We start from the raw sequence: 14,547 nt of genomic DNA, 5'->3' as shown, positions 1-14,547 counted from the left end.
GGTGGCATCCATCCGAAGAACCAATACGCGATACGCTTCATATAGATGGGCGAACGTCACTCTGTGGAGGCGGGGAAGCGGATGGATCAAGCCAAGATGAAGTGGTTACCCCATCGCGTTCATACCGTATTTCTCGAAGACGTGACCCCAGACGATCCTGTTGTTGGTCGCAAGTATACCTGCATTCGCTCCTTACGTACTGGACGCATACATGTGAGCATCGGCAAGCAATACCATGACGCAGAGCTGTCCCGCCGTTATGGCCGGTGGGTTCGCGAGTCGATTGTGGCCGAATGGGTCTCGCCAGCTGAGTTGCAGGTTCATGTGCACATCAGCGGCGCAGGTGTGCATGGGCGAACCGGGATGCGCAATCGCAGGTTCCTGCGTGATTTGCCCTTCGCATTGGCGGCTATGCGTCATGCCGACGGATACCTTGTCAAAGTTCATCCAGAACTTGATGATGCTCAAATCGTCATACGTTTTCACAGCGATGTAAGTAAATATGACCGAACTGAGACCTGGGGACACTGGCGAGATTACGCGATCACGCCCAATTGGCGACATCGATTGAGTCGTTAACGTTGAGAAACAAAGCATACAAGCCCTGCCCGACGGAGGTGGGGCTTTTTTATGATCTTCGATATAAAAGTTAACACAAGAAAAAAATAATCGCCCTATGTGTTAATAAATATAACGTTCATTATTGACCGCCTTGGGGTTTGTCGGTATGCTTGTTGACAATGATACCGTTTCTTCCAGATATCGGGGGTGAAATGGGGGTCGCACGGGATGGAACCTCCGTTTGAAACGGTTATTTTCACGCAGGCCGATGAGGCGAAAAATCTACTGATGATGCGTCAGTTGAAGGAAGAGGTGGAGAATCAACAAATTCGCATTGTTGACATCCGTCGCTACCGGGATCAATTGATTGTCACCATTCGCCGGCTCTCGTCCTGAGACGGGCGGGAGCCGAATGTGGCCACGCCGTGAGTCGCTACGTCGGCTGTCCACGCCACTCCTTCTGGAGGCGGATCGACTTCGATCCGTCTCGTTTTTTTTACCCTCACGCGCAATGTACCGTATGATTTTCACACAACCCAAAATGGGTATTGACATATAGTTTGCCTAAAAGTAACCTTAGCTTAAAATGGATAATATGGATTGTAGAATATCGACTTCCATGATGAAGGTGGACAGATCAAGTATTAACGGCTATCCGCCTCGCCTGATTAGACAGCAAAGTTGGAACGAGAAATGGGCCTCATTTGTGAGCTGGGACGGTGAGAACAGCGTGAAAAAATGCCTAACGGCGCTGTTGGGCCTCCTAGTGATAGCCCTAACCGGTTGTGCGCAAGGAGGCCTGCGTCAACCAACGGCGTCACAGCAGACGTGGGTGACTATACCGACGAATCATGGCGCAACCACTTCCACCAAACTACTGTATAATCCTTACACGCAGAAATTTGTGCTGTATAACCTCACCAGTTGAGTCCGTATAATTGGTGTAAATTCAAGCGGCCGACTGGGTGACATTATGTAAAAAGTTCCACCTCGTCCCTCTTTGGTAGAATGAGTTTGCTGAGAACCTATCTACTGGGAGGAATGCGAGAATGGCACAGTACAACATTACCGTGGATGACGAAGTTTTGAAAGGGTTATTTACTGGTGATAAGAGGATATCGCAGTTGCTGGATCAGGTTCTGAATCAAGTTCTGAAGGCGCAGGCTTCTGAGCAGCTTCAGGCGGAGCCGTATGAACGTTCGGAGGAACGCCAGGGCTACCGGAATGGAACCCGTCCCCACCCACTGACAACCCGTGTAGGGACCCTCACCTTACGTGTCCCGCGTCTGCGTAATGGGAGCTTTTCCACGGAGTTGTTTGCGCGTTACCAACGTAGTGAGCAGGCTCTGTTGTTAGCGCTTGTGGAAATGGTGATTAACGGGGTATCCACAAGGAAAATCACGGCGATTACGGAGGAACTCTGTGGTGCGGAGTTCTCAAAATCTACAGTTTCAGATCTGTGTAAACGACTTGACCCTATTGTACAGGCGTGGAATGAGCGCAACCTAAGAGAAAAGCGATACCCATTCGTGCTGGTCGATGCAATCGTTCTGAGGATTCGGGAGGAAGGTCGGGTTCGCTCACGAGCAGCCATGATTGCGACCGGCGTCAACGAAGATGGGTATCGTGAAATCCTTGGCATTATGCTTGGGGATAGCGAGTCTGAGGCTAGCTGGTCTGAATTCTTCTCTTGGCTCAAGAGCCGAGATCTGAGAGGGGTGGATATTGTCGTCTCAGACAGCCACGGTGGGCTTGTAAGGGCTCTGCAAACGCAATTCCAGGGTGCAACGTGGCAGCGATGCCAGACTCACTTCATGCGTAATTTCTTGGACGCCACACCGAAGAATTTGCATGACGAACTTTACGGCAAAGTACGCTCTATACTGGATGCACCTGATGTCGAAACCGCACGGCTGCTGATGAACCAAGTTGTATCGGACTACAGCGAAAAGGCTCCTAAAGCTATCCAGGTACTCGAAAATGGGTTTGACGACATTACGGCAGTCCTCTCTTTACCAGAGCGCTACAGGAAGCGTCTGCGAACAACCAATGGAATGGAACGTCTTAATGAGGAAATACGCAGGCGAGATCGGGTCATTCGAATCTACCCAAACCGAGATTCCGTCATCCGTCTGATTGGAGCTTTACTCATGGAGATTGACGAGAAGTGGCAGTCGGGGCACAAATACCTCGACATGAAGGACTACTTCATGTGGCGTGAAGAACAGCAGAAACGGGCAAATCAGGGCTCAAAGATCAGCAAGATAAGTTGACATAATTCCATATCTACCAGGAGGCGAATTTACACCACATTTAGGACTTGATCACCTCACCACGAAATCTATCGTCAGCCAAACAACCGAACCTAACTATTTCATATACGGATTCAACACTAGGCAATTTCCATTTTAAACCCAATATCGTCTATGGCAGTATGAACCTACCCTCCAAATTGGACTTGGAGATTCCATCAATCTCAATTCGTTCCGCGGGCATTAGTAGCAGCAAAATGACGCGTCTTTCCGTGGTATACCAGCGTTCCGTCGACGAAAATAACCCCTTGAACCTCTTTGATACGAGTGACAATCAGAGCAACATTTTGTATGTTGGGCCGGAGCTGTTTCGTAAACTCATTCGGATTTCGTATCACATCAGTTGGTCTGACTTTGTGACGAAGTATGATCATGGGCAATCGTTTGGAATCCAAGCACTTAAGGGTGTCTGTGTATACGTCGACCGCGTATCAGATGTCGAAAAGGTTGCATCCTTGCTTCAGCAATTGGGCTATAACGAGAATTATACATTTAAGTCCTTTCACAATATAACTGCATCTATTCATGACGCCGTCGTCTTTGCCATTGCTCTGCCAATTGTGTTTCTTTTGGCCACTATCGGGCACGTCCTTCTATCCTTCAATGCCTACCTCAAGGTGCAACAGAAGGATATGGGCATCTTACGACATTTCGGATACGATGAGTCGGATGTTTTTCGGATTTATGCCTATAGCATCAGTCGAATATTTGTGATGGTTGGTGTTGGGGTTTCCATTTATACTTTGATACTAGGAGCGCTATGCATTCCAATTTCCCACTTGTACTATACCTTTGAACTCGTCGCATTTCTTTGTATATTGACTCTTGTTACATATAGGGTCATTATTAGCTGGCTTCTTAGAGGATATGTAGGGAAAGGTGTCTTGGAACTTTTGAAATTTAGCAAGGAGTTTGAGTAGATTGAAAAGCGCTGTGTAGCCACTGACTCGTCATGGATTACATTGGAAAGACGAGTGAAGTGTATTTTGATGCCTGCACAAAATCTGGGTTGAATATCCTTAGAAACAGAAATCGCAAGAAACGTCCAAAGAAAAAGGAAGCCCTGCCAGGGTGGCGGGGCATTGCCTGTAAACGCGCGAAGCGACCGACACATCGCGCAATGAGTATGCGTATCCAACAGCGCGCTTATCTTGTGCTTGAATAACAATTTACCGTTGTGGCCGGGTTCCCGGCGGGGGCTGCAACAAACCTCGGCGCTTTGCACCGTTGTGCGCCATACGCACCAATTCCTGCACGCGCTCGTCGCGGGCGACGTCAAATGCGAGCGTCCCCAATTTGATGAACGTGCCAAGCTTCATCCGCGACACCTCCTGGCAAACCAGCCTTCACTCAAGCATATGGCTCGCCCCGACAGCATGTTCGATCCAAAGGCATGTTTGCGGCCTATTTTGCTCGCCCGCTTATAACGCAAGCGTGAAGCGCTCGCCATGTGGGGTTGAGTTGACGCCCACCTTGTAACATAGTTTGTTGACGATTGTGTTCGCGGTATAATAGCGGCGGAAGGGGAGAGCGACGATGGAGCAGATCACGTCGAATGATCGTTACCGTGAAGTGACGCAAAATGGGCGAGTGATGGTAGAGTTCTACGCCAACTGGTGCCCGGATTGTCGCCGGATCGAACCCTATTTTGATGAGTGGGAAGCTAAGTACAAGGACTCGTTCTCCATGGTTCGCGTCAATCGCGATGAGCTGCCTGATTTGGGAGAAGAACTCCAAATCCTTGGGATCCCGACGTTTATCGCGTATGACAACGGTCAAGAAGTTAAGCGTCTCTTTAGTCGGGATGCAAAATCGAAGGAACAGGTCGAAGCGTTCCTTGACCAGGCGTACCAAGGGTGACGTAACCCACGGGGCCGCGGGCGTTTGTGAGCGCTGCGGCCCATTTTGTTCCCCACAGAGGAGGACGAGTACTGCATGACGTCGCTGCATCACTTCTTTCATCCGAAGGTCGTGGCAGTGGTCGGCGCGTCGCGAGGCGCGGATCGGCTAGGCCATGTTATTTTTCGTCACATTTTGAACAGCGATTTCCGGGGCACCGTGTATCCCGTGAATCCTTCTGCGCAGTCGGTGGCCGCCGTCAAAGCATACCCAAGCTTACGGGACGTGCCAGAGCAGGTCGATCTCGCCGTCATCGTCGTACCGGCGAGCCAGATACTCTCCGTCGCGGACGACGTAATCGCAGCAGGGATTAAGCACGTGATGATTGTGTCATCCGGTTTCTCAGATATGGATCCGCCCGGCCTCGAATTGGAGCGCGAATTGCTTGAAAAGTTGCGCAGCGCAGGCTGTCGTTTGATCGGACCCAATAGCCTTGGTCTTATTCAAATGGATGAGCAGACACAACTCAACGCCAGTTTTGCACCCCAGGTCCCGGAGTACGGAAGGGTTGCGATTGCATCTCATTCCGGGGCACTGGGTATTACGATTCTCGATTACGCGGCGTACATTGGCGTCGGTGTCGCCAGTTTTGTCAGTTTAGGCAACCGTGCAGACGTATCGGGCAATGATCTCCTTCAGTATTGGGGTGCCGATCCGTCGATCGACATGATCTTGCTTTACCTCGAATCGTTCGGAAATCCGCGCAATTTTTCGCGGATCGCACGCAGAATCACGCGGCAAAAGCCCATTTTGGCGGTGAAGAGCGCACGTACGCCAGTCGGCCACGACGTTGCGAATTCACGCACAGTCTCCGTCGCTGCCGAGGATGCGACCGTGGAGGCAATGTTTCAACAGGCAGGCGTCATTCGCGTTGATACCTTGCAGGAATTGTTTGACGTGGCAGTGCTGTTGCGTGCGGGTCCCATCCGCGCTGGGCGCCGGGTCGCAGTCGTGACCAATACTGCTGGCGGAGCCGTGATGACGGTGGATAGACTGGTGCGCGAGGGGCTCGAGTTTATCGGCCCGGTCATCAACATTGGCTTTGAGACACTAGCGGAAAGCTACCGGGTCGTATTGCCGCAGGTGTTGCGCGATCCGGCGATCGACGCCGTCATCGTCCTATTCACACCTGTCGGGCCGTCGAACGAAGAGGCCGTGCGCGTGGCCATCTCGGCGGCACTCTGCGAAGTCGCAAACGATCCGCCGACGCCTGGTGTGCGCCACCCTTATGAGAAACCTGTCGTCGCTAACTTTTTGACCACGGGCGATTATCGGGTACGGTGTCTGGAAGTCGATCCGGAGCGCGAAATTCCTATCTATCCATTCCCAGAACAGGCCGTACGAGCTTTGGCAAAGGTCATTGCCTATCACGAGTATCGGGACAAGGACCCGGGTGTTGTGCCGGAACTGGATCGAATTCAAACAGGCGATTCGCGTGCGGTCATTCTTGCCAGTGCACCGACAGAGATGGAAGAAGCGTCATCTTATAATCTCACGTGGACAGCTTTATGTGACGCTTTGTCCGCGATTGGTCTGGAGGCTGCTCCTGAGCCGGACGAGCGGGCGGAAGAGAATGCAGCGTTCAACATCACTATGGAAAGCGATCCGCTTTTTGGCCCGCTGCTCCGTTTACATTTGTCTTCTGAAGAGCGTGGCGTCGCAGTGTTGCGGCGGACGGCGACGCAGACCTTGCCCGCGGTGCGCCTGGTTCCACTCACGGATGCCGATGCGCGCGGAATTTGGAGTGAGGCTGAGGTCAACAGCGGATCGGCAAGCATGGAACCACATCGCGGCATCGTCCTTGATGCCGTCCTGCGCATGTCGCAGTGGGGCGAAGAAGTGCCCGAAATTGTGCGCGCGGATTTGTATTTTACAGTGGTAAACGACAAAGCTGTGTGCGTGGCTGGTCATGTGGAAGTCGCGCGTTTGAACGGGTAACATAGGATGACAGAAGTGGAGGGGTGGCTATATGGAACATCGAAAGCTGATCATTCTGGGTACAGGCCCAGCTGGTTATACTGCGGCCATTTATACGGCAAGGGCGAACTTGGAGCCACTCGTGTTTGAAGGCGAGGAGCCGGGTGGGCAACTGACGCTCACGACAGAAGTGGAAAACTTCCCAGGATTCGTGGATGGCGTTATGGGCCCTGAGTTGATGGAATCGATGAAGAAACAGGCGGAGAAGTTTGGTGCGGTATTTGCCCGCGGTAAGGCGACTTCCGTCGATTTGTCGAAACGGCCTTTCACCATCACGGTTGACAAGGATCGCGTCTATACGGCTGATGCGCTGATTATCGCCACGGGTGCTTCTGCAAAAATGTTGGGCATCGAAGGCGAAAGTGAGTTGATTGGCCGCGGTGTTTCGACTTGCGCGACGTGTGATGGGTTCTTTTTCCGCAATAAACGCGTGATCGTCGTGGGTGGCGGCGATTCGGCGATGGAAGAGGCCACGTTTCTGACGAAATTCGCTTCGGAAGTCACGATTGTGCACAGGCGCAACGAACTTCGGGCGTCGAAGGTCATGCAGGATCGCGCCCGGGCGAACGAAAAAATTCGTTTTGTGATGAATGCAACGTCGGAAAAGGTCCTCTCGGACGGCAGTAAAGTAACGGGCTTGCAGGTCGTCGACAACGAGACGGGCGAGCGCAAACAAATCGAAGCAGACGGCGTGTTTGTCGCGATTGGACATCGGCCGAATACCGAATTTCTCGGTGGTCAGCTGGAATTGGATTCGGTTGGCTACATTGTCACGAAGGGCAATACATCTGAAACGTCTGTGGCTGGAGTGTTTGCGTGTGGCGATGTGATGGATTCGCGTTATCGGCAGGCCATTACTGCGGCTGGTTCGGGCTGTAAAGCGGCGATGGATGCGGAAAAGTTTTTAGAGGGACATGCTGTGGAAGATTGGTCGGTCACACTGAACGCTTAAACCTACGGCATGCTTATACTTCAGCGTGGGGCTCGCTTCGCAGCGAGCCTTTTGCCGTTGCTTCTTTTTGACGCCTGCATGGCCACCTTGGCGCTCGCGCATACTTTACCCGAAGCACCCATTAACCAAAGAGGGAGTTGACGTTTGGCATGCACATGAACCAATCGTTTGGCGCAGGCCAGAGTAACGTTATGGGGCAAGGGTTCAACACACTGCGCCAATTTGGCACCCATCCGCAAGAAGTGCAAAGCCATATCCAGCAAGATTTGTATCCCGGGTATTCGTACGCGTCGTCACCGATGCATGCGGGTGCGACGAATCCGCAAATTGTCCAACAACATATTGCACAGGATCTTGGATACGCACAACCGTCCTATGGCTATGCTGGTCCACAAGTACCAACGGGCAGCACGCTCAGCCAATTTGGTAGCAACCCGCAAATGGTGCGCCAGCACATCCAGCAAGATCTGCATGGATACGGCTATGCTGCGACGAACCAGGCCCAAAATGTGGGTGTGACGCATCAAGTGATGCAAAGTGTCCCGGCACAAATTCATAGCCAGACGTTTGGTTACGGCTATGCTCAGCATCCGGCTTCGCACAGCACGCTGGGCCAATTTGGTTCGAACCCACAGATGGTTCAACAGCACATCCAACAGGATTTGCATAACCAGGTTGGTGCGATGTCCAGCCAGCAAGCAGGTGCATTCCACGGTGCAAACTATCCGTCTGCACAAGGGGCTGTCGGCACTTTTGGCCAATTCGGGACGAATCCGCAAGTCGTCCGCCAACACATTGCGCAGGATCTCGGATACTATCAATAATTGTTGCGAATGACCGCGAATCGAAGTTACAAGAGTGTGAAAACTGGCCGTTCCATCCGTCTAGATGGGGCGGCCAGTTTTTTTGCACAGTGGGGTTGTGGCACAATAACCCACAGAAGCGCTGATTGCCATGCCTCGGCACGGCTGACCCAGATGGAGGGTTATATATGGAACACGCATTGACATGGACCATTGTGGAACTCGCAAGTAAGTTGCGATCTCGTACTATATCGGCAGTGGAAACGGTCGCCGCGCATCTCGAGCAAATTGCCGCACATAACGTTGCTGGACAGGGCATTCATGCCGTGATCGAGGTGAATGCAGAGGCGTTACTTCTGGCCGAGGCGCTCGATCGCGAGGCTGCCAAGGGGTATTGGCGCGGCCCGCTCCATGGCATTCCCATTCTCGTCAAGGACAATCTGGACACGGCGGACACCATGCAAACCACAGCAGGCTCTATCGCGCTCGCGGGGCACCACGCCAAAGAGGATGCGACGGTTGTGCGCAGACTGCGTGAGCAGGGTGCCATCATCATCGGCAAGGCAAATTTGACAGAATGGGCAAATTTCCTAAGTGACCGGATGCCAAATGGATACTCCTCGCGCGGGGGGCAGACGAAAAATCCGTACGGACCAGGCGTGTTTGACGTCGGTGGATCGAGTGCGGGATCAGGCGCCGGCGTTGCGGCGGGGTTTGCGCCCGCAGCCATTGGTACGGAGACCAGCGGTTCCATTCTCAGTCCGGCAAGCAGTAACAGCCTCGTCGGCGTCAAGCCGACCGTCGGGTTGGTTAGCCGCCACGGGATCATCCCTATCGCGATGAGCCAAGACACGGCTGGACCGATGACACGTAGCGTCGCGGACGCGGCGCTGTTGCTCGCTGTCATGGCCGGGCCTGACCCGAAGGATGTCGCGACACAGGGTGTAGAGGTACCCTCGTTGGCTAAGTGGTCAAGTCTCAGCCAGGGTGGGCTCCGCGGCACGCGTATTGGCGTACCACGCGACTACGACAACGAGTTAGAGGACGAGGAGCGGATCGTCTATCGCAAGGCCTTGGCCGATCTCGAAAGCCTGGGTGCCGTCCTTGTCGAATGCACACTACCGACCTCGTTTACAGGCGGAATCGACGTGCTCATCGAGGAATTTCCGGTGGCTCTTAACGCCTACTTAGCTTCGGTCGAACCGTGGCTGGCCGTGCACTCGTTGGCCGATGTGATGGCCTTTAACGCCCGTAACGCGGACAAGGCCCTGCGATATGGTCAAGCTATCTTTGAAATGGCCGCCGCGCGCGCCGGGGACAACCTCGCTAGCGGTTCGTATATTCGAGCGCGACTGGCGGATTTGCATGAGGCACGCACAAACGGTATCGACAAGGCCTTGAACGAACATCGCCTCGACGCACTTGCGTTTGCCAATAACCTTGGTGCTGCCATTGCGGCGAAAGCAGGGTATCCGTCCATCACAGTGCCAGCAGGTTACACGAACGGCGGAAAACCCGTCGGCATCACGTTGACCTCAGGGGCATTCTCGGAATGGAAACTATTACAACTCGCGTACGATTACGAGCAGGCGACAGGCCATCGGCGACCGCCTGTGCTTGCGGAGTAAGGAGGCGTTGATTTTGGGTTTTGCAATTGCAGGAGCTGTGTTTGCGTTTCTGTCTGTCGCGATTGGGGCTTTTGGGGCGCATGTGATGGCGGATCGGATGTCCGCGGACATGTTGAACGTTTATCACACCGGAGATCAGTATCAGATGTATCATGCATTGGCTTTGCTGGCCGTGGGCATTCTTTTGCACCTTGGCATCGGCGGGCGGGCCATGCATTGGGCCGGCTGGTTGTTCGCCATCGGTATCGTCCTTTTTTCCGGCAGCCTGTATGTTTTAAGTATCAGCGGTGTCAAGGTTTTGGGGGCGATCACGCCGATTGGCGGGCTCTGCTTTCTGGCCGGATGGATCTGTATGATTGTCGGATTTGCGCGCTGATCGCCACAGGTGCCAGGCGACTCCTAGAAGGCAAATGGCGCCGCCAAGGCCAGTGCTCTGCGTGATAGGTTGACCAAGAAGACAGGCGGCGAGCAGCGTAGCCACAATGGGTTCGCCGACGACGGTCATGGCAATGGTTGTTGGCTGCACTCGGTTGAGTAGAAGGTTGAAAAGCCCGTGCCCTAGTACGGTTGAAACACATGCTAATAGCGCAAACATAAGCCAGTTGTGCAGTGTGTAGGGCGCAAAAGGAATGCTTGTCGTCACGTTGAACAAAGCCAGGACACCACCTGCAATCGCGAAGACGATGGCGTTATACAGCCAAGGCGTCAGCGTTTGCCGCACTCGCCCGCCGACGAGTACATACCCTGACACGGCCATGGTGCCAAGCAAGGATAGCCCGTCACCGGCAAGGCTGTCGCCTTGATGTCCAGCGTTCGCGAAGGCGACGAGGCCGGCCCCGATAATGGCAATTGCCATCGCCAACACGTCGGCTCCTTTGACTTTTGAGCGAAGGAACAACCATTCGCCGACCATGACAAACAGTGGCTCAAGGGCCAGAATGATCAGCGAGGATGCGACACTCGTCTCCTTGAGCGATTGGATCCAGAACAAAAAATGCAGCCCGAGGCAAATGCCGCTGATGCCAAGCCACGCCGTGTCCTTCCTCGAGATGTGCGCGAGCTGTGAGCGCTCGCGCCAGGCGAGTGGGAGGATGAGCGCCGTGGCCATGAGCAGGCGATACATGCCAATGACACTCGCCGGTGCGTTCGACCATTCGATGAAGATGGCAGAGAGGGAGATGGCGACGAGGCCGCAGGCGAGTACAGGTAAGGTCCAAACTTTCACGAATGACTCGATCCCCTTTAAGGAAGTTTGAAAATGTTGCGGATTGATGGAAACCGGCACGCATTGAAAGGTTTCCTTGACGTCAGTCCGTGCACTCTGTACATTTTGTCTATCGTTTGTTCTCGTTGGGCGAGAAGGGAGTGTTTCTATATTGAAGATTGAATCAAAGCTTGCGCAAATCGGCAATCGCAAGGATCCGGTTACAGGGGCAATTTCGCCACCCATTCACCAATCGACGACTTACGCGCATCCAGCGCTCGGTCAAAGCACTGGTTTTGACTATACACGCACGCTAAACCCAACGCGCAAAATCGTTGAGGACGCGATTGCCGAACTCGAGGGCGGTGTTCGAGGGTTTGCCTTTGCCTCTGGGATGGCGGCTGTTCATGCCGTGTTTTCACTGCTCTCACCGTCTGATCACGTCATCGTCTCAAGCGATTTGTACGGCGGCACGTATCGGGTGCTCGAGCAAATCCTCAAGCCTCTTGGTATTGAGGCGAGTTACGTGCACACGGGCGACATCGCTGCCGTCGAAGCGGCGGCAACACCGAATACGAAAGCGATATTCATTGAGACGCCGACGAATCCGACGATGCAAATCACGGATCTTGCGGCATGTAGCAACTTGGCAAAGGCCCGGGGTTGGCTGTGCATGGTAGATAACACATTCATGTCGCCATACTTTCAACGGCCGATTGAATGGGGCGCGGACATCGTGGTCCATTCGGCGACCAAGTTTCTGGGGGGACATAACGACGTTTTGGCCGGTCTTGTCGTGGCCAAGTCGGAAGACGTCGCAGAGCGGCTTTATTTCATCCAAAATTCGATTGGAGCGGTACTCTCCCCACATGATTCTTGGCTTCTTCTACGCGGCATGAAAACCTTGGCACTGCGTATGGAGCGATCCGCCATGAACGCAAACGCCATCGCGGCCTGGCTGGACGCGCGCGACGACGTCGCCAAAGTATATTTTCCGGGACTCGATCATCATCCAGGCAAGGCCATCTGTGCAAAGCAGGCAAGCGGCTTTGGCGGGATGGTTTCATTTGAAGTGGTCGATGCCCGCATGGTTCCGTATGTCTTAGAACATCTGAAGGTCATTACATTTGCCGAGAGCTTAGGCGGTGTAGAATCGCTCATGACTTACCCAGCGCGGCAGACGCATGCGGATATACCGGAAGACATCCGCAACGCGGTAGGCGTTACAGACAAACTGTTGCGGCTATCCGTGGGTATTGAGCATATCGGTGATCTGATTGATGATTTGTCTGGTGCGCTTGAGTGGGCAACAGAACAAGTATTCGCACGCGGCAGACGGGGATAATTCCGTCTGCTTTTTCATATCTCAATGGCGATGATAGAACTTTGCGCATACCTCTGTCTTGTCAAGCATGTATGAACAAGGGGCTGAGTTCACATGAGCACAAGGATGACGAGGAGCGGATCAGGGGGAGAACCGGAACCTAGGGCCGGGCAACCGATGTACAGAGATGGTGCTACGCCCCCAATCGATCTAGGCCAGACGCTGCTGGGGCCGTCGTTTCGTTATGATCTGCGTTCACCCGATATATCCAAATTGGATAGATTTATTGTCGAGAATCCCATTCGCGATTGGTCAGTGGTCAGATGGAAGGATGTCGGGCGCCCCTTTCGTGTAGAGAATTACGCGAGTGGGAAACGGGTATGGGAGGAGCAGAATGGGGACCGGATGCCGATTCAAACATCTTGGGAGATGTTTAACCGGTCTTTTCACGAGTGGTTTGTCAAAGATGTCCCTTATGAACAAAGGCGCATGATGGGTCAATTTGCCCGTGCAATCTTGGGTTTTCGCGGCGCAGAAATAGGAAGGCTTTGGCGTGAGTTGCAACAGGTTGCATTGTGGAATACGGCCCATCGCCTTACGGATACCATCTGGGACCCACGCGGCAAGCGTGCGCTATTTCGAGGACTGGACGTGAGTAAGCCGCGAATTTTGTTTTTAGGCGCTGCCGAAGGTTATGAGGCTATGCAGCTATCTGCCATGTATCCCGGCGGTGAAGCCGTGCTCGTCGACTACGATGGATTTTGTGAAACGCATCGCTTTGGTGAGTTTCCAGAGGATTATCCGTTCCTTGGAACTCATCCACAAACCGGAAGCCCGCGTGCTTGGTACAAAGGCGATATGAACCTGACCTATCTCGTGTCGGACATCCGCCAATTGTCGTTTGGCCATGAGTTTGACATCGTTATCAGCGTGGGTTTGCTTGAGCACTTCCCAGACGAGTACAAACCGGAATGCCTTGAATGGCACCGCAAATTTCTTAAACCTAATGGTTACGCTATTCTCACGACGCCGCGTCACAGCTGGAAGACTCGACTTTTTTATCACGTCATGGCAGAGGCCATGAATTATACGTATCGCGAGCTTATGTCCATCCAGCAGATGGGCCTGTACATTCATGAAAACGGATTCAATATCCTTCGTCACGGCTATATCAAAACGCATAACGGTGTTGTCGCGCGTGTGCGATAGATACGCATAACCGTTGACCCTAGACGTGCCCTCGCGGCTCAGACATAAAGGAGCGAAGCGGGCAGCCCATATTCGCCATGAGTTCGTCGAGTAGCCCTAAGGGCAACCCCACAACGTTATAATAGTCACCCGCGATCGCTTGTACCAACAGGCTGCCGTATCCTTGAATGGCGTATGATCCAGCCTTATCTAAAGGCTCTCCCGTTGCAACGTACCACCTAATCCAGTTTTCGTCGCGCGCTCGCATGGTGACGGTGGTATGTGCAAAATCGACGAGACAGCGCTCATTTGAACGCACACAGATGCCCGTGTATACGTCGTGCGTCTTGCCGACAAGGGAAAGAAGAGTCTGCAACGCTTCCTGTTCGGACGTCGGCTTGCCCACGATGCGACCGTCTACGACAACCACGGTGTCTGCCGCGATGACGATATCCTCGGAGGTCTGTCTGCGTGCCCATACGGCGTCCGCCTTGCGCCGGGCCAATTGTTTCACCGCATCCGGTGGGGCTGTTCCCGGTGCAATGGTTTCGTCGACGTGACTTGTTACCACTTCAAAAGGCACGCCAAGCATCGCGAGCAATTGACGGCGACGGGGCGATCCGGACGCAAGGATCAGCGTTTTGGCGGTGTCTGTCATCGATTGATGCCTCCGTTTCGAAAACCTTCCGTGTTTTGCGC

Annotated in this window: 15 protein-coding genes; 12 read left to right on the top strand and 3 right to left on the bottom strand. The window is 53.4% G+C overall.

Annotation, left to right across the window (positions count from 1 at the left end; genetic code table 11):
* Positions 1-81 precede the first annotated feature (81 nt).
* The 4 genes from QMF38_RS08430 to QMF38_RS08415 all read left to right on the top strand — a co-directional run bounded on the left by QMF38_RS08430 (position 82) and on the right by QMF38_RS08415 (position 3,793).
* A complete protein-coding gene (locus QMF38_RS08430; protein ID WP_040288869.1) occupies positions 82-579 on the top strand; it encodes a staygreen family protein in 498 nt (165 codons plus the stop codon).
* A gap of 210 nt (positions 580-789) precedes the next feature.
* Entirely contained in the window at positions 790-957 is a 168-nt protein-coding gene (locus QMF38_RS08425; protein WP_192811458.1) for a hypothetical protein, read from the top strand.
* 653 nt (positions 958-1,610) lie between these two features.
* Positions 1,611-2,834, top strand: a complete 1,224-nt coding sequence (locus tag QMF38_RS08420) for an IS256 family transposase (protein WP_281759190.1) — start codon at positions 1,611-1,613, stop codon at positions 2,832-2,834.
* A gap of 251 nt (positions 2,835-3,085) precedes the next feature.
* Positions 3,086-3,793 (top strand): hypothetical protein, encoded by a 708-nt coding sequence (locus QMF38_RS08415; protein ID WP_052012350.1) that lies wholly within the window; start codon positions 3,086-3,088, stop codon positions 3,791-3,793.
* A gap of 249 nt (positions 3,794-4,042) precedes the next feature.
* Here the strand turns inward: QMF38_RS08415 and QMF38_RS08410 are convergent, their stop codons facing one another.
* Entirely contained in the window at positions 4,043-4,192 is a 150-nt protein-coding gene (locus tag QMF38_RS08410; RefSeq protein WP_157057305.1) for a hypothetical protein, read from the bottom strand.
* A 217-nt stretch (positions 4,193-4,409) separates the two neighbouring features.
* Here QMF38_RS08410 and QMF38_RS08405 point away from each other — a divergent pair, with 217 nt between their 5' ends.
* The 6 genes from QMF38_RS08405 to QMF38_RS08380 all read left to right on the top strand — a co-directional run bounded on the left by QMF38_RS08405 (position 4,410) and on the right by QMF38_RS08380 (position 10,508).
* Positions 4,410-4,733 (top strand): thioredoxin family protein, encoded by a 324-nt coding sequence (locus QMF38_RS08405; protein ID WP_006447476.1) that lies wholly within the window; start codon positions 4,410-4,412, stop codon positions 4,731-4,733.
* 75 nt (positions 4,734-4,808) lie between these two features.
* Positions 4,809-6,710, top strand: coding sequence for a CoA-binding protein (locus tag QMF38_RS08400; protein ID WP_006447475.1), 1,902 nt, complete (start codon positions 4,809-4,811; stop codon positions 6,708-6,710).
* Between the two features lie 31 nt (positions 6,711-6,741).
* Positions 6,742-7,701: a thioredoxin-disulfide reductase gene (gene trxB, locus QMF38_RS08395; RefSeq protein ID WP_006447474.1), complete on the top strand. Its 960-nt coding sequence runs from the start codon at positions 6,742-6,744 to the stop codon at positions 7,699-7,701.
* Between the two features lie 149 nt (positions 7,702-7,850).
* Positions 7,851-8,525 carry a hypothetical protein gene (locus tag QMF38_RS08390; protein WP_157057304.1) on the top strand — a complete coding sequence of 225 codons (675 nt, stop codon included), beginning with the start codon at positions 7,851-7,853 and terminating at the stop codon, positions 8,523-8,525.
* A 167-nt stretch (positions 8,526-8,692) separates the two neighbouring features.
* Positions 8,693-10,132, top strand: coding sequence for an amidase family protein (locus QMF38_RS08385; protein ID WP_058095745.1), 1,440 nt, complete (start codon positions 8,693-8,695; stop codon positions 10,130-10,132).
* 13 nt (positions 10,133-10,145) lie between these two features.
* Positions 10,146-10,508: a DUF423 domain-containing protein gene (locus QMF38_RS08380; protein ID WP_083496267.1), complete on the top strand. Its 363-nt coding sequence runs from the start codon at positions 10,146-10,148 to the stop codon at positions 10,506-10,508.
* Here QMF38_RS08380 and QMF38_RS08375 read toward each other — a convergent pair.
* Positions 10,407-11,357, bottom strand: coding sequence for a DMT family transporter (locus tag QMF38_RS08375; RefSeq protein ID WP_232302391.1), 951 nt, complete (start codon positions 11,355-11,357; stop codon positions 10,407-10,409). The two genes, QMF38_RS08380 and QMF38_RS08375, sit on opposite strands and share 102 nt — an antisense overlap.
* 151 nt (positions 11,358-11,508) lie before the next feature.
* Here QMF38_RS08375 and QMF38_RS08370 point away from each other — a divergent pair, with 151 nt between their 5' ends.
* Positions 11,509-12,681 (top strand): trans-sulfuration enzyme family protein, encoded by a 1,173-nt coding sequence (locus tag QMF38_RS08370; RefSeq protein ID WP_058095743.1) that lies wholly within the window; start codon positions 11,509-11,511, stop codon positions 12,679-12,681.
* Positions 12,682-12,774: 93 nt separating this feature from the next.
* Complete coding sequence (locus tag QMF38_RS08365) at positions 12,775-13,869, top strand: class I SAM-dependent methyltransferase (protein WP_309298697.1); 1,095 nt, start codon at positions 12,775-12,777, stop codon at positions 13,867-13,869.
* Positions 13,870-13,888: 19 nt separating this feature from the next.
* On the opposite strand, the gene QMF38_RS08360 is transcribed toward QMF38_RS08365, so the two are convergent.
* Complete coding sequence (locus QMF38_RS08360; protein ID WP_058095741.1) at positions 13,889-14,506, bottom strand: Maf family protein; 618 nt, start codon at positions 14,504-14,506, stop codon at positions 13,889-13,891.
* Between the last annotated feature and the right edge of the window lie 41 nt (positions 14,507-14,547).

This window comes from Alicyclobacillus hesperidum subsp. aegles, assembly GCF_027923525.1.
Classification (GTDB): domain Bacteria; phylum Bacillota; class Bacilli; order Alicyclobacillales; family Alicyclobacillaceae; genus Alicyclobacillus; species Alicyclobacillus aegles.
The sequence above is the reverse complement of the archived record's forward strand: the minus strand, read 5'-3'. Positions and strand labels throughout refer to the sequence as shown.

Coding starts and splice junctions, on each gene's coding strand:
- QMF38_RS08430 (WP_040288869.1), top strand. CDS start 82: ATGGATCAAGCCAAGATGAAGTGGTTACCCCATCGCGTTCATACCGTA.
- QMF38_RS08410 (WP_157057305.1), bottom strand. CDS start 4,192: ATGAAGCTTGGCACGTTCATCAAATTGGGGACGCTCGCATTTGACGTC.
- QMF38_RS08360 (WP_058095741.1), bottom strand. CDS start 14,506: ATGACAGACACCGCCAAAACGCTGATCCTTGCGTCCGGATCGCCCCGT.
- QMF38_RS08400 (WP_006447475.1), top strand. CDS start 4,809: ATGACGTCGCTGCATCACTTCTTTCATCCGAAGGTCGTGGCAGTGGTC.
- QMF38_RS08390 (WP_157057304.1), top strand. CDS start 7,851: ATGCACATGAACCAATCGTTTGGCGCAGGCCAGAGTAACGTTATGGGG.
- QMF38_RS08365 (WP_309298697.1), top strand. CDS start 12,775: ATGAGCACAAGGATGACGAGGAGCGGATCAGGGGGAGAACCGGAACCT.
- QMF38_RS08405 (WP_006447476.1), top strand. CDS start 4,410: ATGGAGCAGATCACGTCGAATGATCGTTACCGTGAAGTGACGCAAAAT.
- QMF38_RS08425 (WP_192811458.1), top strand. CDS start 790: ATGGAACCTCCGTTTGAAACGGTTATTTTCACGCAGGCCGATGAGGCG.
- QMF38_RS08420 (WP_281759190.1), top strand. CDS start 1,611: ATGGCACAGTACAACATTACCGTGGATGACGAAGTTTTGAAAGGGTTA.
- QMF38_RS08385 (WP_058095745.1), top strand. CDS start 8,693: ATGGAACACGCATTGACATGGACCATTGTGGAACTCGCAAGTAAGTTG.
- trxB (WP_006447474.1), top strand. CDS start 6,742: ATGGAACATCGAAAGCTGATCATTCTGGGTACAGGCCCAGCTGGTTAT.